Origin of the sequence: Cryobacterium sp. TMT1-2-1 (genome assembly GCF_004403955.1) — a bacterium.
GTDB lineage: Bacteria > Actinomycetota > Actinomycetes > Actinomycetales > Microbacteriaceae > Cryobacterium > Cryobacterium psychrotolerans.
Genome location: NZ_SOHC01000066.1, coordinates 43,779 through 65,888, shown reverse-complemented (window position 1 = coordinate 65,888; position 22,110 = coordinate 43,779). Strand labels below are relative to the sequence as shown.

General features: G+C 68.4%; 23 protein-coding genes. 14 read left to right on the top strand and 9 right to left on the bottom strand.

The features are described from left to right. The first annotated feature begins 115 nt into the window (after positions 1-115). On the top strand, positions 116-961 hold the full coding sequence (locus E3T33_RS12305; protein WP_092324148.1) for a carbon-nitrogen hydrolase family protein: 846 nt from the start codon (positions 116-118) through the stop codon (positions 959-961). A 19-nt stretch (positions 962-980) separates the two neighbouring features. On the opposite strand, the gene E3T33_RS12300 is transcribed toward E3T33_RS12305, so the two are convergent. Then, positions 981-1,307, bottom strand: coding sequence for a hypothetical protein (locus E3T33_RS12300; protein ID WP_338419128.1), 327 nt, complete (start codon positions 1,305-1,307; stop codon positions 981-983). A 274-nt stretch (positions 1,308-1,581) separates the two neighbouring features. On the opposite strand from E3T33_RS12300, the gene E3T33_RS12295 reads away from it, so the two are divergent. Then, the gene (locus tag E3T33_RS12295; protein WP_092324149.1) at positions 1,582-1,809 is read left to right on the top strand and encodes a hypothetical protein; all 228 of its coding nucleotides are present in this window, start codon (positions 1,582-1,584) and stop codon (positions 1,807-1,809) included. Here E3T33_RS12295 and E3T33_RS12290 read toward each other — a convergent pair. After that, positions 1,806-2,798 carry an alpha/beta hydrolase gene (locus E3T33_RS12290; protein ID WP_092324151.1) on the bottom strand — a complete coding sequence of 331 codons (993 nt, stop codon included), beginning with the start codon at positions 2,796-2,798 and terminating at the stop codon, positions 1,806-1,808. The two genes, E3T33_RS12295 and E3T33_RS12290, sit on opposite strands and share 4 nt — an antisense overlap. A 129-nt stretch (positions 2,799-2,927) precedes the next feature. Here E3T33_RS12290 and E3T33_RS12285 point away from each other — a divergent pair, with 129 nt between their 5' ends. Further along, positions 2,928-4,001, top strand: coding sequence for an alkene reductase (locus E3T33_RS12285; protein ID WP_092324152.1), 1,074 nt, complete (start codon positions 2,928-2,930; stop codon positions 3,999-4,001). Between the two features lie 83 nt (positions 4,002-4,084). Here E3T33_RS12285 and E3T33_RS12280 read toward each other — a convergent pair whose 3' ends face one another. Further along, on the bottom strand, positions 4,085-5,293 hold the full coding sequence (locus E3T33_RS12280; protein WP_134575415.1) for an aminotransferase class I/II-fold pyridoxal phosphate-dependent enzyme: 1,209 nt from the start codon (positions 5,291-5,293) through the stop codon (positions 4,085-4,087). Between the two features lie 106 nt (positions 5,294-5,399). Here E3T33_RS12280 and E3T33_RS12275 point away from each other — a divergent pair, with 106 nt between their 5' ends. The 7 genes from E3T33_RS12275 (at position 5,400) to E3T33_RS12245 (ending at position 12,780) form a co-directional block, all read left to right on the top strand. Next, positions 5,400-5,975: a hypothetical protein gene (locus E3T33_RS12275; protein ID WP_134575413.1), complete on the top strand. Its 576-nt coding sequence runs from the start codon at positions 5,400-5,402 to the stop codon at positions 5,973-5,975. Positions 5,976-6,085: 110 nt separating this feature from the next. Continuing rightward, entirely contained in the window at positions 6,086-6,814 is a 729-nt protein-coding gene (locus E3T33_RS12270) for a hypothetical protein (RefSeq protein ID WP_134575411.1), read from the top strand. Positions 6,815-6,934: 120 nt separating this feature from the next. Next, positions 6,935-8,527 carry a trypsin-like peptidase domain-containing protein gene (locus tag E3T33_RS12265; RefSeq protein ID WP_134575409.1) on the top strand — a complete coding sequence of 531 codons (1,593 nt, stop codon included), beginning with the start codon at positions 6,935-6,937 and terminating at the stop codon, positions 8,525-8,527. A gap of 181 nt (positions 8,528-8,708) precedes the next feature. Further along, on the top strand, positions 8,709-9,707 hold the full coding sequence (locus tag E3T33_RS12260) for a glycosyltransferase family 2 protein (RefSeq protein ID WP_092324197.1): 999 nt from the start codon (positions 8,709-8,711) through the stop codon (positions 9,705-9,707). 2 nt (positions 9,708-9,709) lie between these two features. Then, positions 9,710-10,522 (top strand): CDP-alcohol phosphatidyltransferase family protein, encoded by an 813-nt coding sequence (locus E3T33_RS12255; protein WP_134575407.1) that lies wholly within the window; start codon positions 9,710-9,712, stop codon positions 10,520-10,522. Further along, positions 10,509-11,411, top strand: coding sequence for a glycosyltransferase family 2 protein (locus E3T33_RS12250; protein ID WP_134575405.1), 903 nt, complete (start codon positions 10,509-10,511; stop codon positions 11,409-11,411). The genes E3T33_RS12255 and E3T33_RS12250 overlap by 14 nt, the downstream gene beginning before the upstream one ends. A 34-nt stretch (positions 11,412-11,445) precedes the next feature. Continuing rightward, positions 11,446-12,780, top strand: a complete 1,335-nt coding sequence (locus E3T33_RS12245; protein WP_134575403.1) for a hypothetical protein — start codon at positions 11,446-11,448, stop codon at positions 12,778-12,780. Between the two features lie 54 nt (positions 12,781-12,834). On the opposite strand, the gene E3T33_RS12240 is transcribed toward E3T33_RS12245, so the two are convergent. Beyond that, entirely contained in the window at positions 12,835-13,689 is an 855-nt protein-coding gene (locus E3T33_RS12240; RefSeq protein WP_092324163.1) for a hypothetical protein, read from the bottom strand. 202 nt (positions 13,690-13,891) lie between these two features. On the opposite strand from E3T33_RS12240, the gene E3T33_RS12235 reads away from it, so the two are divergent. Continuing rightward, a complete protein-coding gene (locus tag E3T33_RS12235) occupies positions 13,892-14,206 on the top strand; it encodes a helix-turn-helix transcriptional regulator (RefSeq protein WP_092324165.1) in 315 nt (104 codons plus the stop codon). Here the strand turns inward: E3T33_RS12235 and E3T33_RS12230 are convergent. The 4 genes from E3T33_RS12230 to E3T33_RS12215 form a co-directional block, all read right to left on the bottom strand. After that, positions 14,203-14,520, bottom strand: a complete 318-nt coding sequence (locus tag E3T33_RS12230; RefSeq protein ID WP_134575400.1) for a hypothetical protein — start codon at positions 14,518-14,520, stop codon at positions 14,203-14,205. The two genes, E3T33_RS12235 and E3T33_RS12230, sit on opposite strands and share 4 nt — an antisense overlap. A 149-nt stretch (positions 14,521-14,669) precedes the next feature. After that, positions 14,670-15,416, bottom strand: coding sequence for an ABC transporter ATP-binding protein (locus E3T33_RS12225; RefSeq protein WP_092324169.1), 747 nt, complete (start codon positions 15,414-15,416; stop codon positions 14,670-14,672). Continuing rightward, a complete protein-coding gene (locus E3T33_RS12220) occupies positions 15,416-16,216 on the bottom strand; it encodes an ABC transporter permease (protein WP_241982932.1) in 801 nt (266 codons plus the stop codon). Before E3T33_RS12220 ends, E3T33_RS12225 begins: the two co-directional genes overlap by 1 nt. Positions 16,217-16,333: 117 nt before the next feature. Continuing rightward, complete coding sequence (locus E3T33_RS12215) at positions 16,334-17,026, bottom strand: phosphocholine cytidylyltransferase family protein (protein ID WP_092324172.1); 693 nt, start codon at positions 17,024-17,026, stop codon at positions 16,334-16,336. A gap of 1,033 nt (positions 17,027-18,059) precedes the next feature. Between E3T33_RS12215 and E3T33_RS12210 the strand changes: the two genes are divergently transcribed. Genes E3T33_RS12210 through E3T33_RS12200 form a run of 3 tightly spaced genes read left to right on the top strand, consistent with a single transcriptional unit; the run spans position 18,060 to position 20,743 of the window. Continuing rightward, the gene (locus tag E3T33_RS12210; RefSeq protein WP_338419129.1) at positions 18,060-18,857 is read left to right on the top strand and encodes an ABC transporter ATP-binding protein; all 798 of its coding nucleotides are present in this window, start codon (positions 18,060-18,062) and stop codon (positions 18,855-18,857) included. Beyond that, positions 18,833-20,407, top strand: a complete 1,575-nt coding sequence (locus E3T33_RS12205; protein WP_092324177.1) for a hypothetical protein — start codon at positions 18,833-18,835, stop codon at positions 20,405-20,407. Before E3T33_RS12210 ends, E3T33_RS12205 begins: the two co-directional genes overlap by 25 nt. Positions 20,408-20,458: 51 nt before the next feature. Then, the gene (locus E3T33_RS12200) at positions 20,459-20,743 is read left to right on the top strand and encodes a DUF3039 domain-containing protein (RefSeq protein ID WP_092324178.1); all 285 of its coding nucleotides are present in this window, start codon (positions 20,459-20,461) and stop codon (positions 20,741-20,743) included. Positions 20,744-20,755: 12 nt separating this feature from the next. Here the strand turns inward: E3T33_RS12200 and E3T33_RS12195 are convergent, their stop codons facing one another. Further along, positions 20,756-22,078 carry a nicotinate phosphoribosyltransferase gene (locus tag E3T33_RS12195; protein ID WP_092324180.1) on the bottom strand — a complete coding sequence of 441 codons (1,323 nt, stop codon included), beginning with the start codon at positions 22,076-22,078 and terminating at the stop codon, positions 20,756-20,758. Between the last annotated feature and the right edge of the window lie 32 nt (positions 22,079-22,110).

Below are 22,110 nucleotides of genomic sequence, written 5' to 3'. Positions count from 1 at the left end.
CACATGGTGCCACGACGTGATGCAGTTATCGCGACCCCGCCCATTCGGAACGCCCGCACGGCCGCCGCACGGCCGCCCCACCGCCGCACCGCCGCACCGCGGATAGGCTGGCGCCATGAAACATCCCCTGCCCCCCCGCCTTCCCGCCGCCGGCTCCGCGGCCGCCATCGGGGTCGCCGTCGCGCAGTTCCGGCCGGGAGCCGACCGGGCAGAGAACCTTCGGGCAATGCGCGCGCTCACCGCAACCGCGGTCGACCGCGGGGCGGCCCTGGTCGTGTTCCCCGAGTACTCGGCCTTCTTCGAGCCGGTGATGGGGCCGGCCTTCGTCGCCGCGGCTGAGCCGCTGGACGGCCCGTTCGTGGTCGCGCTCGGCGAGCTGGCCGCGGAGTTCGGCGTGTACGTCGTGGCCGGGATGCTGGAGCAGACCGCAGGGCGGGAGCGGTTCTCCAACACCGTCGTCGCGGTGAACCCCGCGGGGCGCCTGGTGGCGAAGTACCGCAAGCTTCATCTCTACGATGCCTTCGGCGATCGCGAATCCGACTGGGTGCTGGCGGGCGAGATCGAGCCGCCGGAGACGTTCGGCCTGGCCGGCCTGAGCGTCGGACTTCAGACCTGTTACGACATACGGTTCCCCGAGGTGACCCGGCGCCTCGTCGACGCGGGGGCCGAGCTCGTGCTGGTGCCGGCCGAGTGGGTGCGCGGACCGCTGAAAGAACACCACTGGCGCACACTCGTCACGGCCCGCGCCCTGGAGAACACGATCTATCTGGCCGCAGCGGACCACGCCCCGCCCGTGGGGGCGGGCAACAGCATGGTCGTCGATCCGATGGGCGTCGAACTCGTGACGATCGGCGAGGCGACGGACGTCGCGGTGGCCTGGGTCTCGGCGCAGCGTATCGCGGCCGTGCGGGCCCTCAACCCGGCTCTCGCCCTGCGTCGATTCGGCGTCGGCCCTCGCTAGCCTGGGCCGGCAGCACGGCTCAGCCTTCTCTTGCCACGGTCGACTGCGAGGTTGGAGCGGCGTGGATGTGGAACGAGGCTTCGGGCCGGGAGGAATGAGCCGGTTCGACCATTGAGCGGTCCTCACCGGTGGCCACGAGCCCCTGCGAGCTGTTGGCGGAGCGGGTGAGTTGGGCGAGCCACAGCGGATTGATCGAGGGAGGCTGGCCTCCCGAGAATTTGAAGTAGAGCGGGATGGCGGGGTGCAGCCAGGCTGAGCTGCGGCCGTCACCGACCTCCGCGGCATTCCTCCAGGAGAGCAGGAAGCTCTCGCCCCGGCGGAGCTTCTGCACAATGACGATCTGCAAGTGAGCCAGAATTCGATCATCGAAATCGACTGTCACCCTGTCGTATGTCAACGAGCCCATGGTGCCGCTTTCAGTCGGTCGGTAAATTGGGGTTCCGGAAGCTGATGAAAGCGATTATAACCACTCACAAAGGAGCTGGAGGTTCTCTCAACTATCCTCGCTTCACAAGCCCACCGCAAGAGAAGCGACACCGGGCGGCCCCGTGGGTAGGGTGTGGCCCAGCGGGTGTCAGAACGACTGAGTCGGCGCCCGCACCGGGAAAGGACGCACTGACATGGACTACTGGGTCTACTCAATACCCCTGGCTGCGATCATCGGCGGGATCACGATCGCCATTTTCGCGATGTACTTCAAGAACAAGAAGGACATCGCCCTGGCGGGAACCGGCGCCACGCGGGCCGGCGAGGACAACGCTCAGGTCAATCGGCAGGTGCTGGCTCGCCTCGACGCGCTCGACGCACGCCTGGCCGCTGTCGAGAACAAGGTGTCCAGGGTTCCCTAGCCTCGGCGGGGGAGCAGACGCAGCGTCTCCTCGGGCCGCTCGATGTGCCCGAAGTGTCCGGTGTCGACCAGAGTGCAGGACGTGAAGTCGCGGATGACGCGGCCCAGCCGCGCGGCGTCGGAGTCGGCGACGAAGACATCCGTGTCGCCCTGCTGGGCACGCACCGGGCACTCGATGCGTGACCACGCCGACTCGGGGTCGTAGTCTCCGGCGCGCCTCGAGGCGCGGCCGAACGCGCGCGGGCGGGCCTCGGCGCCGAGGGCGGCGACGACGCTGGCGCTGATCAGGCCGGGCCGGCTGAACAGGGGCGCCACGAGAGGGCGGAGCAGCGACATCCGTTCGAGGCCGCGAACGAACGCCGTGCCGGCCCGCCCGGCCAGGCCGAGGGCCCGCATGACCTGGCGGAGCGCGGTGAATCCGGGCAGCAGCGTGAACCGGGCCAGCGGATGCCGGACACTCTCGATCACCGAGAACGTCGTGGCCGAAACCAGGCCGACGGACACCGTCGCGCGCACCTCGGCTGAGGCCAGCTCCAGCGCGATGAAGCCGCCCATCGAGTGGCCGATCACCACCCAGCGGCTGTAGCCGAGCGCCCGGGCGAGCTCGGCAACCAGGGCCGCCATCGCCTCGGTGGTGAGCGCGTCCTCGTCGCTCGGCAGGGGAGTGTCGCCCCAGCCCGGGAGGTCCGGGATGATCAGGTCGCCGAGGGAGGCGCCGGACGGCGTATCGCCGGTCGCGAGCGCGTCGGCGGCGCGCAGCAGGGGAGTCCAGGTCGACCACGACCCGGCCGCGCCGTGCAGCAGGATCGTTGCGGTGTCGCCGCCCGTTCGGCGGCCGTGCCGCACCGTGACGGGGCCCGAACCCACCGCCACGGAACTGGTCGCCAGGCCGAACGTCCGGGCATCCGTCGTGATCGGGAAGGGGCAGTATCCCGAGGGAATTGGCGTGCGCTCCGCTGCGGGTCGCGTGGGCGGGAACAGGGTGCTCATGGCTGGAGTTCGGCGCCGGCGGGGGCTGTGGATTGGCCGGGTGGCGGAATAGGGCTGTGGACGGCGAGGTTGGCGACAGGGGGAACCCGCTTCCCCCACGTACTACCGCTTCAACGGAAAGAGTTCTCTGTGAATTTGTTTACCCCCCTGACCCTCGGCGAGCTGGAACTGTCCAACCGGATGGTCATGGCTCCCCTGACCCGCCTGCGTTCCGGAACTGCGGGCGTGCCCGGGCCGCTCGTGGTGGAGCACTACCGGCAGCGGGCGTCGCTGGGGCTGATCGTCTCAGAGGGCACCTACCCCAGCCATGCCGGGCGGGCCTTCCCCGGTCAGCCGGGCCTCGTGACGCCGGAGCAGCTCGAGGGCTGGAAGAACGTGGCCGAGGCGGTGCACGCGGAAGGCGGCCTCATCGTCGCGCAGGTCATGCACGCCGGACGTGTCTCGCACGAGGGAACGAATGGTGGCCGCGAGGTCGTCGCACCGAGCGCGATCGCGATCGACGGCGAAACGCGTACCTATGACGGCAAGCAGGCATTCCCGGTGCCACGGGCGCTCGCCACGGATGAGCTGCCGGGCATCCTTGCCGAGTTCATCCAGGCATCCAGGGACGCCATCGCGGCCGGCCTGGACGGCGTGGAGATTCACTCCGCCAACGGCTACCTGCTGCACGAATTCCTCTCCCCGGCCTCGAACGTGCGTGACGACGCCTACGGCGGATCCCCGGCCAACCGGGCGCGCTTCGTGGCCGAGGTGGTCACGGCCGTGGCCGAGGCCATCGGCGCCGGGCGCGTCGGTCTGCGGATCTCGCCGGAGCACAACATCCAGGATGCCCTCGAGCCGGATGCCGCGGACGTGCTGGCCACCTACGGCGCCCTGGTCGACGCGATCGCCCCGCTCAAGCTCGCCTACCTGAGCATCCTGCACAAGGACCCGGCCGGTGAGTTGGTGCAGGAGCTGCGGGCACGGTTCGGCGGACCGGCGCTCATCAACAGCGGCTTCGGCACCGTCACGACCCGCGACGAAGCGCGGGGGCTCCTGACGGACGGGCTCGCCGACGCCGTCGTCGTCGGGCGCCCGGCCATCGCCAACCCCGACCTCGTGCGCCGGTGGCTGGAAGACCTGCCGCTGAACACGCCGGACCCGCTGACCTTCTATGGCGACGGTGCGGCCGGCTACACCGACTACCCGGCGCTGGTCCACTAGCCACCCGCCGCATCCGCCCGCCTCCCGATTGAGTTGCGGACATCGCACCTTCATGTCGCTGGTAAAGGTACTTTGTCCGCAACTCAGTGGGCGGAACCCCGCGAGATCCCGGACAGCTGGGCGGCGGCCTGTTCGAGCAGGTCCGGCTTCTTGCAGTACGCGAAGCGCACGAGCGACGCGTACTCGGCCCGGTGTTCCGGGGAGCAGAAGGCCGAGATCGGAATCCCGACGACCCCGGCGAGATCGGGCAGCCGGCGACAGAAGTCCGCGCCGTCCGGGTAACCCAGCGGCGCGGCATCCGCGACGATGAAATAAGACCCCTGCGGCACGGTGATGCCGAACCCCGCGGCTGTCAGCCCGCGAGCCAGAACGTCGCGCTTGGTTCTGAGGTCCGCCGCGATTCCGGCAAAGAAGGTGTCGGGCAGGTCAAGGCCGGTGGCGATCGCCGGCTGGAACGGTGCCCCATTGACGTAGGTGAGAAACTGCTTGACCGCCAGGATCGCCGTCACCAACGGGGCGGGCGCGGTGAGCCAGCCGATCTTCCAGCCGGTGGTGTTGAACGTCTTGCCGCCCGAGGAGATCGAGATGGTGCGCTCCCTCGCCCCGGGCAGGGTCGCAACGGGCACGTGGGGCTCGCCGAAGGTGAGGTGCTCGTAGACCTCGTCGGTGACGATGATCGCGTCGTGCCGGTGCGCGAGTTGCACGATGAGCTCGAGCGTCTCCCGGGGGAAGATCGCGCCGGTCGGGTTGTGCGGGTTGTTCACGACGATGAGGCGGGTGCGGTCGGTGACGGCGGCGCGAAGCTCATCCAGGTCGGGCTGGAAATCGGGGGCACGCAGCCGCACCGTGCGATGGATGCCCCCGCCGAGCGCGATCAGTCCGCCGTAGGCGTCGAAGAACGGCTCGAACGTGACGACCTCGTCGCCCGGCCCGAGGAGCGCGAGCATCGTGGCGGCGAGCGCCTCGGTCGCGCCGGCGGTCACGAGTACTTCGGATCCGGGGTCGACGGTGAGGCCGTAGAACCGGTGCTGGTGCCGGGCGATGGCCTCGAGGAGCACCGGCATGCCGCGCCCCGGCGGGTACTGGTTGATTCCGTCGGCGATCGCCTTCCGGGCGGCCTCGAGTACTTCGGTTGGCCCATCCTCGTCGGGGAAGCCCTGGCCGAGGTTGATGGCTCCGGTTCGACCGGCCAGGGCGCTCATCTCGGCGAAGATGCTCGCGGTGACGCTGCCGTCATCGGCGAGGAGTCCGGCCCCGCGGGCCGTGCGCTGCCAGCCGCCGGGAATCGTCATCGTGTCACCTGCATGGGTCCAAGCTACGACATGTGTCGTCGCCTCGTGTCTCGGACCCTGTGGATAGATCGCGCGCTGCGGTGGGCTTCTGCCCTAGCGTGAGCGCATGCGGACTCAGTCCCATCACCTACTCGCCGTGTGCGCCACGGTGATGCTCGCGCTGCCGGCGCTCGCCGCGTGTGCCCCGGCGCCGACTCCCGTTCCCGGCCACACGGCCGCCGCCACGGATGCCCCGGTCTTCGCGTCAGACGAGGAAGCACTCGCCGCTGCCAAGAAGGCCTACGCCGGCTACCTACACATGTCCGATCAGATTCTTATGGATGGGGGGTCCGGTCCAGAGCGCATCAAGGGATACGCGTCGACACGCCTCGCGGAACTTGAGATCGAAAGCTACGGGCGAACCAAGGCAAAAGGACTGAGAAGCACGGGCGGGAGCCTGTTCTCAAACATGACAATTCAGTCGCGCGGTGACGCTACGGTGCAGGGTCGCGGAGTGCTCACCGTGTACCTGTGTTCAGACGTGTCTGAGGTGGACTTCCTGGACTCACGCGGTCAATCCGTGGTTTCGCCGAGTCGGCCAGATCGCACCCCTTTCGAGGTGTCATTCGATCTCGCATCCATGGATCCCGTAGAACTCCTCGTTGCAAGTGCCGACGTCTGGCAAGGCGCGGGGATCTGCTGATGATCCGACAGGCCGCGTTGATAGTAGTGCTCATCGGAATTATTCTGTCGATCGGGGGCCCGCCAGCGGCGTCGGCCGCGGGCGGGGATTGCAGTCGCGCAGACGTACAAATGGGCAGTTGCCCGGAAGCCAACGGCGTGTTCGACCACGGCGGGGTGGACCTGTCGGCAGGGTTCGACAGCAACTCCGGCGGAGGCGGTGGAGCGCCTCCCGGGGCCGACGGAGGGGCCCAGACCGATGAGAACCCCGACCAGAACGGCGACCAGGGCACCGTCACCGTCGTGGACCCGCTGGTGATCGTGCGGGACCCCTTCTTCGTCAACTGCGCGCCGGGATCGCCCTGCGACCCGAGCCTCGTGGTGAGCATGAGCGACCTGGTGAACTTCCAGCCCGTCATCCCGACCCAGGGGATGGAACCCAACGGCTGGATCGTGATCGGGCTCCCCACCAACTTCTTCGCCGCGGCATCCGCGCACACCAGGTCGGGACTGCTGCTCGGGTTCCCCGCCGAGGTGAGGTTCACGCCCGCGGGCTACCGCTGGGCCTACGGCGACGGAACGACGGGCGGTTCGGCCACGGGCGGGGCCAGCTGGGCCGATCTGCACCTGCCCGAGTTCTCGGAAACGGCGACCAGCCACACCTACCTCGATGCCGGGGATTTCGTCATCGCGCTCACTGTCGACTACTCGGCCCAGTACCGTTTCGCGGGCCAGCCGTGGCGGGGCATTGGGGGTACGCTGGCCGTGCCGGCTAACCCGATCACCGCCCGCGCCGGCACAGCGAGAACCGTGCTGGTCGATCGGGAGTGCACCCGCAACCCGAGCGGCCCCGGCTGCTGACCGAACGCAGCCGCGCCACCCCGGGTAAGGTCACGGCCTCGTCATGGGACGCTCTCAGTCTGTGCATATAAAACGTTCAGGTTCGGGCGCAAAGCTGGCAACGCTTGGAAGGAGCACACCATGACCGACAGCACTGAAGAACCAGGCAGCACTCCAGACCAGCCGAAGGCCCCCGAGCCCGCCGGGTCTGCGCCCGTCGAGGCCGCGCCCGTCGCGCCTCCCGTGACGGATGCTCCGCCGGCCCGGCCGCAGGCATCCGGAGGCTACGGCACGCCCGAGGTCCCCGCCGAACCGACGGCCCCCTCGGCCCCCACGGCCCCCAAATTCAACGAGACCGGTCCGACCGAGTCCTACGGCACCGATGCGTTCGGACGCCCGTTCCCGGTGCCCGGCGCCGCGGGCCCCGGTGTCCAGGGCGCGCCGCAGGCCCAGGCGACCGCCGCATACCCCGGCGACTACCCGACCGAACAGCTCGGCTCCGCCCCGCCGAAGGAGCGACGCAAAGGGAGCGTCGCCCTCATCGCGGCCCTGGCCATCGGCGCCCTCGTCGGCGGCGCATCCGGTGCCGGCGTCACCGCGCTGGTCCTGACCCAGCAGGGCAGCGGCGTGCCGGTCAGCCAGGCCGAGGGACCCGGCAACGTCGTCGTCAACAACAGCGAAAGCGTTAACGAAATCACCGCGGTGGCCGCAAAGTCATCGCCGAGCGTCGTCACGATCAGCGTGGCCAGCGGCAGTGCCGGCGGCACGGGCTCCGGCGTCATCCTCAGCGAAGACGGCTACGTGCTCACGAACACGCACGTCGTGACCCTCGACGGCGCCGTGGCCGACGCGAAGATTTCGGTGACCGGCCAGGACGGCAAGCTGTACAAGGCGACCCTCGTCGGTACCGACCCGGTCTCCGACCTCGCGGTCATCAAGCTGACCGATGCTTCGGGGCTCAAGGCGATGGACTGGGCCGACTCGGCCAAGCTCAACGTCGGCGACACGGCGATCGCCATCGGCGCACCGCTGGGGCTGGCCGGCACCGTGACAAACGGGATTGTGAGCGCGCTCAACCGCAGCATCACGGTCGCCTCCTCCGCCGCGCCGAAGACCGAAGAGGCCACGCCGGACCAGAACGACGGCCAGAACCCGTTCGACTTCTGGAACTTCGACATCCCGAACGAGGACGGCAGCCAGCAGCCGCAGTCCGGCCAGTCGGGTGGCAGCATTTCCCTGCCCGTCATCCAGACGGATGCCGCGATCAACCCCGGCAACTCCGGCGGCGCGCTGCTCAACGGCAAGGGCCAGCTGATCGGGATCAACGTGGCCATCGCCAACGCCGGCGGAGGTTCCGAAGCCGCAGCCGGCAGCATCGGCGTCGGCTTCGCCATCCCGTCGAACCTGGCCCAGCGCATCTCTGACGAGCTCATCGCCGACGGCAAGGCAACCCACGGGTTGCTCGGCGCCTCGGTCACGAGTGCGAGCAGCGACGCCGACAGTGCGACCGTCGGCGCGCTCATCAAGGAGATCTCCTCCGGAGGCGCAGCCGAAAAGGCCGGCCTGGAGTCGGGTGACGTCGTCACCAACTTCAACGGGGTGCCGATCACCGATGCCAACGACCTGACCGCCCAGGTGCGCGCCCTCGCCGCGGGTGCCGATGCCAAGCTCACCTACGTGCGCGACGGCAAGGCGGTCACCGTGTCCGTCACGGTTGGTGAGCTCACCAGCTGACCGATCGCTCCTTCCCACGCGACTGCGCCGCCGGCTCAACACCGGCGGCGCAGTCGCGTCCGCACATCCCCGGGTGAAATACGGTGCCTGATAGGCTCTAGCGACCCGCCCCACAAACGGAAAGACGGCCAGCCCGGTGCCCAAGAACGCAGACGAACTGCTCGTCGGCGTGTCCTATGTGATGCCCGTGCTGAACGAGGCCTCGCATGTGCGCGCCGCCGTCGACAGCCTCCTCCAGCAGGACTATCAGGGGCCGTTCGAAGTCACCCTGGCCCTCGGCCCGAGCATCGATGGGACCACCGAGCTCGTCGAAGAGATGGCGGCGATCGACCCGCGCATCCAGGTGGTCACGAACGAGGTCGGATCAACCCCGGCGGGCCTCAACACCGCGATCCGCGCATCGCACTACCCGGTCGTGATCCGTGTCGACGCGCACTCCGTGCTGCCCCCTGACTACGCACGCATCGCCGTGGAGACCCTCGAGCGCACCGGCGCGGCCAACGTGGGCGGCATCATGGACGCCCAGGGAGTCACCGCCTTCCAGAAAGCCGTCGCCCGCGCCTACGGCACGCGCGTGGGCCTGGGCGGCACACCGTTCCACGTCGGCGGCAAAGAGGGCGAGGCGGACACCGTCTACCTCGGCTGTTTCCGACGCGAAAGCATCCTCAGCGTCGGCCTGTTCGACGAGAGCATCAAGCGCGGCCAGGACTGGGAACTCAACCGGCGCCTACGCGAATCCGGCGGCTCGGTGTGGTTCACTCCCCGGCTCAAGGTGCTCTACCGCCCCCGACCCAGCCTGTCCCGCCTGGCCCGCCAGATGCTGTCGACCGGGCTGTGGCGCGGAGAGCTCGCACGGCGCTTCCCCGAGTCCAACGGCCTCCGCTACTTCGTGCCACCCGTCATGGTCGTCGGTGTGACCATCGGGCTGCTGCTCGGAATCGCCGGGCTCGTGCAGCTCATTGCGGGCACGGCACCGTGGATGCTGCTCGGTTTCGTGATGCCCACCGTCTACCTCGTCTTCGTGCTGGCGGCTACGATCGCGGTGACGCGCCCCGACGGGTTTCGTGCTGCCCTCTGGTTTCTCGTAGTCTTGCCGTGCATCCACTTCTGCTGGGGCGTCGGCTTCGTGCTCGGCTACCTCAAACTCACGAGCAACATCACCGCACACGCGGGAAGGTAACTATGACGCCAGGCACCCCGGCGGCGGCACGGCCCTCCTCCATCGCCGAGCTCCGCGCCGTTGCGCAACCGCCCGAGGTTCGACTGCGTGCCAACGCCGAACACTGGACGGCCTCGCTCTACCTGCGCGACCTCTCTCCGTATGTCACGTGGATGCTGCTGAAGACTCCTATCTCGGCCAACGGCGTGACCGGCCTGATGATCCTGGTCGGCTGGTCGACCGCGGCCGCGCTCCTCATCCCCGGAATCTGGGGGGCCCTCCTCGCCCTCGTTCTCGGACAGCTGCAGATGCTCATCGACTGCAGCGACGGCGAGGTCGCCCGCTGGCGCAAGACGTCTTCGCCCGCCGGCGTCTTCCTCGACAAGGTCGGCCACTACAGCACCGAGGCGCTGATCCCGATTGCCCTCGGCATCCGTGCGGCCGCGTACCCGTTCGAGGCCCCGGCGGATTTCCTCTGGACGACCCTCGGAGTCCTGCTGGCGCTCATCATCGTGTTGAACAAAGCGCTCAACGACATGGTCCACGTCGCCCGGGCCAACGCCGGCCTGACGAGGCTCGCCGACACACACGGGGAGAAGGCGCCCACCTCCGGCACCCTCGTGAAACTCCGTCGCCTGGCCCGCTTCCTGCCCTTCCACCGGCTGTACCACTCGGTCGAGCTGACCATGCTGATCTTCGTCGCCGCCCTCGTGGGCCTCTTCGCCGGCCAGCCGCTGGTCGACCGCGCCGTGCTGATCGCCCTGGTCCCGCTTGCCTTCCTGGCGCTCATCGGCCACTTCGTCGCAATCATGGCCTCCAAGCGTGTCCGCTCCTAGCCGGAACACTCCAGCCCCGAACTCGACACCCACCGTCGGTGTCGTCGTGCTTACGCAGGGAACGCGGCCGGATGACCTGGATCGCGGCATCCGCAGCCTGCTGGCCCAGCAGGGGGTGCACCTCGACATCGTCTGCGTCGGCAACGGCTGGCAGCCGACCGGCCTGCCCAAGGAGGTCACCTCCCTCGGGCTGCCGACGAACCTCGGCATCCCGGCCGGCCGCAACCGCGGGGTTTCGCAGGTCAGCGGCGAGTTCCTCTTCTTCCTCGACGACGATGCCAGCATTCCCGACCCGAACTTCCTGATCGACGCGATCGACAAACTCCGTGCGGACCCGAGCATCGGCCTGCTGCAGCCCCGGGTCGTCGACCCCGGGGACCCCGGCTCACCCCGGCGGTGGATCCCGCGCATCCTCAAGGGCCAGGCAACCCACTCAAGCAACGTGTTCTCCGTCTGGGAGGGCGCCGTGCTGATGCCGCGCGCCGTCTTCGACGCGACCGGCGGCTGGGCAGAACCATTCTTCTACGCCCACGAGGGCATCGAACTGGCCTGGCGGGTCTGGGACCAGGGTCTGCGCGTCTGGTACGCCGGCGACCTTGAGGCGAATCACCCCGTGATGCACCCCACCAGGCACGCCGAGTACTACCGGCTCAACGCTCGCAACCGGGTGTGGCTGGCGCGCCGGAACCTGCCGGCGTTCTTCATCCCGATTTACGTCGGGTCGTGGACCGCCATCCAGGTGCTGCGCTGGGCACGCAACAGGCCGGCCCTGACCGCATGGTTCGAGGGCTGGCGTGAAGGATGGGCGACCGACCCGGGGGAGCACCGTCCCCTGTCCGCCCGCACGCTCTGGCGCATGACGCTGGCCGGGCGCCCTCCTGTCGTCTGACTCTTCGCCGCCGCAGGCTGGGTAGGCTGGAAACGTGGGTATCAAAAAAGACATCAAGCTTGCGTTCAAGCTGGTCAAGGACGCCGTTTCGTCCCGCAAGGTGTCGCGTTTGCTGCGGGAACGACGCGAGGCCGGTGTGGAATTACCGGCGAACCACTTCAAGATCGCCGTGTACTTCGCCGACGGCCCGGTCAACATGTACCAGATGCGCCAGTGGTACAAGCCGCTCGCCAGGCTGGCCGCGACCTGGCCGGTGCTCGTGTTGAGCCGTACCGGCGGCGGCACCCTCACGCTCCTGGAGGAATCGCCCCTCCCCGTCGCCCACGTGCGCAAGGTTTCCGACCTCGAGGACGTGATCGCGGACCAGGACATCCGCATCGTCTTCTACGTCAACCAGAACGCCAGGAACTTCCAGATGATGCGCTACGGGCGTCGCTGGCACGTTTTCATCAATCACGGTGAGAGCGACAAAATGTACATGGTCACCAACCAGTTCAAGGCGTACGACTACTCGTTCGTGGCCGGCGATGCCGCGCTTGCGCGGCTGAACAAGGTGCTGTGGGACTACGACTTCGATAAGCGGGCGATCAAGATCGGGCGGCCCCAGGCCGACTACTTCACCGGTGAGCTGCCCTACGCGCCGGATGAGCGCCAGGTGGTGCTCTACGCCCCGACATGGGAAGGCGACCGCCCCGCGGCCGCCTACGGCTCCATCGCGACGCACGGCGTCGCCCTCGTGTCGGCGCTGCTCGGCACCGGACGGCACCGCGTCATCTACCGCCCGCACCCCCGCAGCGGCGTCATCGATTCCGTCTACGCGGCGGCGAACAAGCAGATCATCGCGTCGATCGAGGCGGCCAATGCCCGCGACTCCTCGGCCCAGCACATCTACGACACCGGGGCAGACCTGGGCTGGCAGCTCTCGGCGGCCGATGTCGCCATCGTCGACATCTCAGCGATGGTCTACGACCGGCTCGCCACGGGCAAGCCGCTCATGGTGACCCGGCCGCTGAACCCGGTCGCGCAAATCGACACGAGCGGCTACCTGTCCGACTGCGAGTGGCTGCACTCCGCCGACGCCGCCGACGTCGTGGCTGACGTGGATCGGCTGACGCACGACCCGACGGCCGAGGCGCGCCTTGCTGTGTGGGTGCAGCGATATTTCGGCGACACCACGCCGGGAGCGGCCACGGCCCGGTTCCACGCCGCGGTGCAGCACCTGATGGACGAGTGGGAGCGGTTCGCCGCGCTGCACGCGGGCGAACCGGAAGTCGTCGACGAGCGAGGAATGCTCGAGGGCAGCGACGGCAACAGCGAAGAGGCCAGCGAAGGCGCCAGCGAAGACACCGAGGGCAGCGACGCGGCCTAGTCAGCCGCCACAGTCGTTTCAGCCGCGCCAGCCGCCCCGGCCGCCCCGGCCGCCTCAGCCGCCGGCCGGCGGAATCGGGACCACCGGTCCGGCGGGCGGTTCGGGCATGAGGTCCGCGTGCGGGACAGGCTTCCGCCGCTGCAGGGCCCGCGGCAGCGCCGAGCGCGCGCCCTGGCCGAGCTGGGCCATCCGGCCGGCACCGACCGTGATCTCGCGCACACGAGGGTCAAGCTCCTGGCGGTAGTGCTGAGGGGGCTGCCCGAAGGCCAGGCGGGAGGACAGCACGACCTTCCGGCCCAGGATGCGGTTGCCGACCCCGCCGATGACGGCGCCGATCCCGAACGGAACTGCCTTGCCAATCAGGCTTGCGCCGCCCTTGGCCGCGAACTGCCTGATGAACGCGCTCTTCAGTCGGTCGGTGAGCGGCCCGAGGATCGCGCGCGGCATGCTGGTGGTGACCAATTCCCCCCAGTACGCGGTCCTGGCGGTTCCGCCTCCGGAGAACTGCCCGGCGAGCTGGCGTACGAGATCCGAACCTTCACGGCCGAGCATCATGGTCATCACCAGCGCGCGAGCGCGGTCCGGGTCCTCGATGGCGATGTTATGCACCTCGCTGACCGACTGCGCGAAGAGGGCCGTCGCTTCGAGGAACCCGGCCGTCTCCACGCCGGAGAGGGCCAGTGTGATGCCGGTACCGACTCCCGGGATGACGGCGGTTGCGCCAACGGCGGCGCCCCCGGTCGTGACCGCTGTCAGGTAGCGCCGCTCGAGGATCACGATGAGTTGATCGGGGGTCGCGCCGGGGTTGCGGCGACGGATGTCACGGATGTGAGCGAGCACCGCCGGGCGATGGATCGCCATCAGGCGGTCGAACCCCTTGGCGACCCCGGACGGCAGTTGCCCGCCCATGGGCGTCCCGCCCGTTTCCGAAATGATCGGTTTCGCTTTCCTGGCCATTGCGCATCCCTCCATGGTCGTCCCTCGAGTTTACGCATGCGCCCCCGGTGGTCGGGACCCCTCCGGTGGTCGAGCCTGTCGGGACTCGTCACGCATAAAAGCCCTGCGCCTAGACAATCTGGTGCCTAAGAAACCGTGCAACTAAACATGAGGGATGCCTGAGCCGAAATCTGAAGCGTCCCGGATCCTGGGGCTCCGGCTCCGCGAACGGCGGCTCGCCCTCTCTCTGAACCAGGAGACGGTGGCTCACCTCGCCGGGCTGAACGTGTCCAACTACGCGCGCATCGACCGCGGCCACGGAAACCCGACCTTTCACACCCTCATCCGGCTGGCCGTCGTTCTCGGTTTGGAGCCGAGCGAGTTGCTCGTCGGGCTCACGGACGAGCAATTGCCGCCCACTCGCGACAGCTACACGGCCCTGGACTTCCGGCGCGAGCAGGAAGCCCGGGCGCGCCGGGGACGCGGCTAGAAGCTCACCCGCCACAGGTACTCGTCACCGCACGGCCGGAACCAGCGCACGACAAGCACGGTGTCCCGTGCGATCTCGCGGCCGCGAACCGTGACGGGGAGAGCCTCGCCGGGGAGCAGTCGCCGCGGCGCGGAGGCGCCCATAACGGCCGCGCCGACGATGCTCGCGGACACGCCCCAGAGTGGCTCGGGCCCGGCGTTGACCAGGAGGTAGGTGGGGGCGTGGCGGCGGTCCACGCGCCAGGGCACGCGGTAGGCCATGGGCAGGGGAGTCGAGGAGAGGCGTCGCACCCGTTGTTTGTCGTTGGCTGTCATGGCGGTCACGGTAGCGGCGGCATCCGACGTGCCGGCGCGTCCCGCGGCGCCGGCCGGCGGATGCGATGGCAAGGCGGTGGGGGCGGCCCCTGTGGAGGAGACGCCGGGCCGGGCTGCGCGCCGCACCCCGGCCGGACCGCGGGGCGAGGTCAGGCTGGTTTGATGCCGTAGTCGGCGTTGTAGCGGGCGAGCACCTCAGTGATGGACGCGTCGAGAACGAGGTCGCCCTTGTCGAGGTAGAGACCGCGTGTGCAAAACCGGCGCAGGTCGCGTTCGTTGTGCGAGACGAAGAAGAGCGTGCGTCCGCCGGCGAGCAGCTCCTCGATGCGCCGGTAACACTTCTCGCGGAACGCCTTGTCTCCGACGGCGAGCACCTCGTCGACCAGCAGGATGGGCTCCTCGAGGCGTGAGATGACAGCGAAGGCGATGCGTACCTTCATCCCGCTCGAGAGGTGCTTGTAGGGGGTGTCGATGAAGTCCGCGATCTCCGCGAACTCGATGATGTCATCGAAGCGCGAGTCGATCTGCTTGCGGGTCATGCCGTGAAGACCGGCGGTCAGGTAGACGTTGTCGCGCACGCTGAGGTCGTCCACGAATCCACCGGTGATCTCGATCAGCGGAGCCACGCCCTCGACGACGTGCACGGTGCCCTCGTCGGGCAGCACGACGCCGGTGACGAGTTTGAGCAGCGTCGACTTGCCCTGGCCGTTCCGGCCGACGACACCGATCGCTTCCCCGCGCTGCACCGTGAACGAGACATGGCGCAGCGCCCAGAACTCGCCCGGGCGGCTGCGGCGCTTCCGGCCGGCGAAGAGATCCTTGAAGTTTCGACGTCCGCGCCGATTCCGGCGGAACCGGATTCCGACATCGGTCAGTGCGATCACGGGGGCCGCCACTAGATCTCCTTCAATACGGCGCGCTCCGTGCGTGCAAAGACGAACAGGCCGAGGGCGAGGAAGATCAGCGACATCACGGCGCTCACGCCGACCACGAACCAGTCGACCTGTTCCGGGAAGAACGTGGCGCGGTAGAGGCTGAACAGTCCGCTGAGCGGGTTGAAGGCGGCCCAGGTCTGCAGCCCGGACGGAAGGTCGCTCGTGGCGTAGATGATCGGGGACGCGTAGAAGAGGAAGCGCAGCACGAGCTTGATGGCGCGTTCGAGGTCGCGGAAGAACACGACCAGTGGCGCGACCATGAGCCCGATTCCGGCCGTGAGCACCGTCTGGATCAGGATGGCGAGCGGAAAGAGGAATATGCCCTGGGTCACGGGGGCGCCGTAGGCCACCGCGAAGATCACCAGCACCGGAACGGATGCCAGGAACTCGATGCCCTTGGACAGCACGAGTCGGTTGACCCAGATCGTGCGCGGTATCCGTGTGGAACGGATGAGCTTCGCCTCGCGCAGGAACGCTCTCGTGCAGTCGGAGATCGCCCCGTTGAACCACATCCACGGCAGGAGCGCGGCGAGCAGGAAGACGATGTACGGATCATTGCCGACCGTGCGGTCGAAGACCTGGGTGAAGACGAACCAGTAGATGCCGGCCATCACGAGCGGGTCGAGTATGGACCAGAAGTAGCCAAGCACCGAGGTGGAGTAGCGCACCCGCAGGTCACGCTGGGTGAGCAGCCAGAGCGAATGGCGGTATCGCGCGAACGGGGTGCGTTGCTCGGGGCGCACTTCGGCGTAACTACTCACGCGGTCTATCGTAGGGGCGCCCGCCCCGGCCCCCGAACGGAAGACGTGAAAGACGGGTGCAGCCGGGCTGTTCGCCCGGTTGCACCCGTCCTATTTCAGATCTCGTGCCGCGGTTGACTAAACGAAGAGGTTTGCGCGCTCCAGGTCTTCGGCGAAGTCGACCTCGACGGCGTAGAAGTCGGAGATGTCGACGGGCTCGACGAGGAGTCGGTTCTTCTCGATCGCCAGCTCGATTCCGCGTTCGAAGTAGTCCTGGTCGCCGACTTTGGCGAGGTGGCGAAGAAGCATCGCCTTGTCCTTGGCGGAAATGTAGTTGATGCCGACGGCCTCGCCCAGACCGTTCTTCACGGTCTTGGAGAGCTCCTTGATGTATCCCTCGGCGCTCGTCGTGTACTTGACTTCCTCGTCAGAGACCTTGTCGGTGTTGACCATGACGAACGACTGGTCGCGGGCCATCATGGCTGCCGCGCGGTCGAGGATGGCCGGGTCGAAGACGACGTCGCCGTTCATCCACAGCACGCCGCCGGGCGCGGATGCCTGCAAGGCGCGCATGAGGCTCTTCGACGTGTTCGTCTGGTCGTACTGCTCGTTGTACACGAAGGATGCCTGCGGGAACGCTTCGATGATGTGCTCGAGCTTGTATCCGACAACGATCGTGACCTTGGCCCTGGAGCCAAAAGCGTGCGCGATGTTGTCGAACTGCTGCTGCATGATCGTGCGGCCGTCGCTGAGTTCGGTCAGGGGCTTGGGCAGCGAGCGGCCGAGGCGGCTGCCCATGCCTGCTGCAAGAATGACTACCTGGGTGGTCACGATTATCTCCTCAAAAAGGGGTGTGGATGACCGCGGCACAGCACTCTCAAGTCGAAAGTTTGCCTGCGGTTCACCCATAAGTTCACGTTAAGACACACCATTATGCCAACGTCAGTGTACCGCGTCGCCCCTCGCGGAGGGAACCCCGCCCCGGCCCGTGTGTCGGTTTTGTGGTGGTTCGTGGAGGATTTTCACAGGTTGGCGGAACTGATTTCGGATCGATCGCACGTGTCCAGACGGTCCTTGGTAGGTTAGCGAGGTGACTCCCCTGACGCCCGACTCTGAGCCCGAAGAGACGGCCTCCGCCTCCCGCGCGGCGGCCGTTGAGTCGTCCCTCGGGAACCGGCCGTCGACGGATGCCGCGGCGACCGCGCCCCTCGTCGACAAGGCGAAAACCGTGCGCAAGCCTCCGGTTCGGAAGCCCGCCAGCGGCGCCGTGAGCGGTAGCCAGACGTCCACCGAGACGTCCGCCTCGACGTCCACCTCCGGGAGTCGCCCGGCAGCACCGAAAGCGACCCGCCCGGCCGCTGCCAAGCCGCCTGCTGCCAAGCCACCGGCGGCGAAGTCGACCGTTGCGCAGACCGCCGCCCGGACGAGTGCGGCCAGGACCGCCGCGGCGAAGTCGGACGCGGCAGCACAGACCGGCGCGGCGCGCTCCACGGCCGCCAAATCGACAGCCGCCAGGTCGGCCGCGGCAAAGTCGACGGCCGCCAAATCCGCCGCCGCCAGGTCCGCCGCCGCCAAGTCGACCGCCGCCAAGTCGACCGCCGCCAGGTCGGCAGCCGCCAAGTCTGCGGCGGCGAAGTCTGCGACGACGACGGCCGCGGCGACGTCAGCCGCCGCAACCGCCGCCGCGCTCGTATCCGACGGCGGACGCACTGTCGCCGAGTCCGCCGCGCCCCCTTCCGTGTCGGTGCCGGTCGAGGCTGCGCCGGCCGTGTCCGCCCCGGACGTCGAGCGGGCCAGGACACTCCCGGCCGCAGGCCGTCCCGCCCCCGCTCGCAGCCAGAAGCCCAGCGCCGCGCGCAAGCCGGTGGCCGCGCCGGCAGCAGCATCCGCACTGGAAGCAGCGCCGGTCGTGATTGACGCATCCGGCCTGGTCAAACGCTTCGGGCAGAACGTTGCGGTGTCCGACATCAGCCTCGAGGTGCGAGCCGGCTCGTTCTACGGCATCGTTGGTCCGAACGGCGCCGGCAAGACGACGACCTTGTCGATGATCACCGGCATGCTCCGCCCGGACTCGGGATCCATCCGCGTGAACGGCGTCGACGTGTGGAAAAACCCGGTCCAGGCCAAGCGGATCATCGGAGTGCTGCCCGACCGACTGCGCCTCTTCGACCGGCTCACCGGGGCCCAGCTTCTGTACTACTCCGGGATCCTTCGCGGACTCGACGCCGAGACCGTGCGGCTGCGGTCCGCGGACCTCGCGGCCGCCTTCGGCCTCGAAGACGCGCTCAACCGGCTGGTCGCCGACTACTCCGCCGGCATGACGAAGAAGATCGCGCTTGCCTGCGCCATGATCCACTCTCCCCGCGTGCTCGTTCTCGATGAACCGTTCGAGTCAGTCGATCCGGTCTCGGCGGTCAACGTCACCGAAATCCTGCAGAAATACGTGGCCAGCGGCGGCACCGTCGTGATCTCCAGCCACGGCATGGACCTGATCCAGCGGGTCTGCGACCATGTCGCGATCATTGTGCACGGAAAGGTGCTCGCCGCCGGCACCATCGCCCAGGTTCGCGGTGCGAAGACGCTCGAGGAGCGATTCGTCGAGCTGGCCGGTGGGCGCAAGGTTGTGGAAGGCATGGAATGGTTGCACAGTTTCTCGGACTGAAACTCCGGCTGCTCGCCAATCTCTTCCGGCGTAGTCCCTGGCAGGTCGTGGGGATCGCGGTGGGCCTCCTCTACGGGCTGGCCCTGGCGGTGGGAATTGTCGTCGTGCTGGTGGGCCTGCGTTCTGTGGGCGATGCGGCCCTGGTGCGCGACGGGATGATCGTCGCCGGGTCCCTGGTCGTGCTCGGTTTCTTCCTGGTGCCGCTGGTCTTCGGTGTGGACGACAGCATGGACCCGCGCGCGTTCGCCGTGCTCGGCATCCCGAATCGCCGGCTGTCGCTGGGCCTGGCGGTGTCCGCGCTCCTCGGGGTGCCGGCGATCGTGCTCACGATCGTGCTGCTCGGCACGGTGGTGACCTGGTCCCGCGGAGTGATGGAGACGCTGCTCGCGCTGGTCGCCGCTGCGCTGCTGCTGGCGACCTGCACCCTGGCCGCCAGAGTGAGCACGTCGATCGCGGCATTCCTGCTGGCCACACGACGGTCGCGGGAGTTCACCGGAATCGTCGGAGTGCTCCTCCTCGTCATGATCTCGCCCCTGGTCATCCTCCTGCTCAATGTCGACTGGGGTCGGGACGGCGTCGCGGTGCTCGGCGGCCTCGGCGGCATCCTCGGCTGGACGCCCCTGGGAGCCGGCTGGTCGGTGCCGGGAGATGCCGCGACGGGGCAGTGGGGCGCCGCGTTCCTCAAGCTGCTCATTGCCGCTGCCGTGGTCTATCTGCTCTGGCTTGCCTGGCAGGCGCTGGTGGCGAAGATGCTCGTCACACCCGGACGCGAGGCGCAGGTCAGGAACTACGGTGGACTCGGCTGGTTCGATCGCCTGCCGCCGAACTCCGTCGGGGCGATTGCCGCGCGCAGCCTCACCTACTGGGGTCGTGACTCCCGCTACTGGGTCTCGCTGGTGATGATCCCCGTCGTGCCCGTGCTGGCCGTCATACCGCTGTCGATCGCCGGAGTCCCCGGCGAATACCTGGCCCTCCTGCCGGTGCCGCTGATGTGCGTGTTCCTGGGCTGGGCGACGCACAACGACGTCGCCTTCGACAGCACCGCCGTCTGGCTGCACGTGGTGTCGGGCACCCGGGGAACCGCCGACCGGGTCGGCCGGCTCATCCCGGTGCTCCTCGTCGGTATTCCGCTGATCGGATTCGGATCCGCCATCAGCATCTTCCTGCACGGCGATTGGAGCGTGCTCCCGTCGATGCTCGGCGTGAGCACCAGCATCCTGCTGTCGGGCCTCGGGTTCTCCAGCTTCACCTCCGCCCGCTTCCCGTACCCGGCCACGAAGCCGGGCGACAGCCCGTTCTCCCAGCCGCAATCGTCGGATACCACGGCTGCGTTGATCCAGTCGCTCACCTTCATCGGCGCGATCTTGCTGTCGCTGCCGGCGATCATCATGGGTCTGCTGGGAATCTTCTCCGATCCCGTCTGGCATCTGCCGGCCCTGTTCTGGGGCCTCGGCATCGGTGTCAGCGCCCTCGTCGCGGGTGTCTGGCTGGGCGCGCGCACCTTCGAACGCCGTGGTCCCGAGATCCTCGCCTCGGCGCTTCGTGCCTGACCCGACGCCGCACGCATGGCCACAGCCTCGCGGCTGTTTTAGACTGGGCGCATGACTGACTTTCGCGCGAGCATCGCAGAACCAGGCCAGCCCGGCGGCGGAACGTCGACGCTGGATCGTGAGCTCGAGGAGCTCATCAAGCAGGAACAGATTGAACCGGGCGACCACGAGCGCTTCTCGCACTACGTGCCCAAGGACAAGATCCTTGAATCGGCCATGACCGGCAAGCCGGTGCGCGCGCTGTGCGGCAAGAAGTGGCTGCCGGGGCGCGACCCGGAGAAGTTCCCGGTCTGCCCGACCTGCAAGGCCATCTACGAAAAGATGAAGGCCAAGTAACGCCGCACCCGGCTACCGGTACGAGGTGGGGATGACGGCCTCGCCGCGCCCCAGCCGGAACGCCTCGATCGGCAGTTCCTGCATCACGGAGGCGTTGTGCGCCCTGGCCCGCTGCGTGCCCGAGGCTCCCACGTACCGTTCGTCGACCTCGCCATCGGTGATGAACGGCACGAGCAGCCCCCGTTCCACGCCCTCGCGCTGGGCGTCGTCGACGTCGCCGGACGGCTCGGCACCGACCAGGATGACCTCCTCGCGCGCGGTGCCGCCCCCGTCGAGCAGGCGCACGGCGTTCTTGCGTCCCCCCACCGACACCTTGCCGATCGAGGTCTTGGCCACGGACATCCACGGTCCGGCGTCATCCCGCCGGGCGACGAGCTTGTAGACCATTCCCGCCGCCGGCGCTCCCGATCCGGTGACAACGGACGTGCCCACGCCGAACGCGTCGACCGGGGAACCGGAGAGGGCGGCTATCGCGTATTCGTCGAGGTCGCTGGTGACGGTGATCGTCGTGTTCACGGCGCCGAGCGAGTCGAGTTGCGCGCGGGCGGCGGCCGCCACGGTCGGCAGGTCCCCGGAGTCGATGCGGATGGCGCCCAGCCCGGTGCCGGCCACCCGCACGGCCAGTTCGATGCCGCGGGAGATGTCATACGTGTCCACGAGCAGGGTTGTGGCGCTCCCGAAGGCGTCGACCTGGGCGCGGAAAGCGTCTTCCTCGGTGTCGTGGAGCAGGGTGAAGGAATGCGCCGCCGTGCCCATGGTCGGGATGCCCCAGGTGCGCCCGGCCTCGAGGTTGCTGGTCGACGCGAAGCCGGCGATGTACGCGGCGCGGGCAGCGGCGACCGCCGCGTGTTCGTTGGCGCGCCGGGAGCCCATCTCGGCGATCGGACGCCCGAGGCTCACGGAGACCATCCGGGCGGCCGCGCTGGCGACCGACGTGTCGTAGTTGAGAGTGCTCAGGACGAGCGTCTCCAGGATGACGGCTTCCGCGAAGGTGCCGTCCACCACGAGCAGCGGCGAGCCCGGGAAGTAGGCTTCGCCCTCCTGGTACCCCCAGACGTTGCCGCTGAACGAGTAGTCGGCCAGCCAGTCGAGGGTGGGCGCGCGCACGACGTCATGCTCCCGCAGCCAGTCGAGTTCGGCATCCGTGAACCGGAAATCGCGGATGAGCTCGAGCAACCGGCCGGTGCCGGCGACGATGCCGTACCGACGTCCGTTCGGCAGGCGCCGCGCGAACGTCTCGAACATGCATTCTCGATCGGCGGTGCCGCTCTGAATGGCGGCGTCCACCATCGTGAGTTCGTAGCGGTCGGTGCGGAATGCTGGGGACTCGATCACGCGGCACAGCCTATCGGCCTCGGCCGGGCGGA

Excerpts from the sequence above, each read along its gene's own strand:
- E3T33_RS12305 (WP_092324148.1), top strand. The coding sequence starts at position 116 with ATGAAACATCCCCTGCCCCCCCGCCTTCCCGCCGCCGGCTCCGCGGCC.
- E3T33_RS12295 (WP_092324149.1), top strand. The coding sequence starts at position 1,582 with ATGGACTACTGGGTCTACTCAATACCCCTGGCTGCGATCATCGGCGGG.
- E3T33_RS12290 (WP_092324151.1), bottom strand. The coding sequence starts at position 2,798 with ATGAGCACCCTGTTCCCGCCCACGCGACCCGCAGCGGAGCGCACGCCA.
- E3T33_RS12280 (WP_134575415.1), bottom strand. The coding sequence starts at position 5,293 with ATGACGATTCCCGGCGGCTGGCAGCGCACGGCCCGCGGGGCCGGACTC.
- E3T33_RS12275 (WP_134575413.1), top strand. The coding sequence starts at position 5,400 with ATGCGGACTCAGTCCCATCACCTACTCGCCGTGTGCGCCACGGTGATG.
- E3T33_RS12270 (WP_134575411.1), top strand. The coding sequence starts at position 6,086 with ATGGGCAGTTGCCCGGAAGCCAACGGCGTGTTCGACCACGGCGGGGTG.
- E3T33_RS12265 (WP_134575409.1), top strand. The coding sequence starts at position 6,935 with ATGACCGACAGCACTGAAGAACCAGGCAGCACTCCAGACCAGCCGAAG.
- E3T33_RS12260 (WP_092324197.1), top strand. The coding sequence starts at position 8,709 with ATGCCCGTGCTGAACGAGGCCTCGCATGTGCGCGCCGCCGTCGACAGC.
- E3T33_RS12255 (WP_134575407.1), top strand. The coding sequence starts at position 9,710 with ATGACGCCAGGCACCCCGGCGGCGGCACGGCCCTCCTCCATCGCCGAG.
- E3T33_RS12240 (WP_092324163.1), bottom strand. The coding sequence starts at position 13,689 with ATGGGCGGGCAACTGCCGTCCGGGGTCGCCAAGGGGTTCGACCGCCTG.
- E3T33_RS12235 (WP_092324165.1), top strand. The coding sequence starts at position 13,892 with ATGCCTGAGCCGAAATCTGAAGCGTCCCGGATCCTGGGGCTCCGGCTC.
- E3T33_RS12230 (WP_134575400.1), bottom strand. The coding sequence starts at position 14,520 with ATGACAGCCAACGACAAACAACGGGTGCGACGCCTCTCCTCGACTCCC.
- E3T33_RS12205 (WP_092324177.1), top strand. The coding sequence starts at position 18,833 with ATGGTTGCACAGTTTCTCGGACTGAAACTCCGGCTGCTCGCCAATCTC.
- E3T33_RS12200 (WP_092324178.1), top strand. The coding sequence starts at position 20,459 with ATGACTGACTTTCGCGCGAGCATCGCAGAACCAGGCCAGCCCGGCGGC.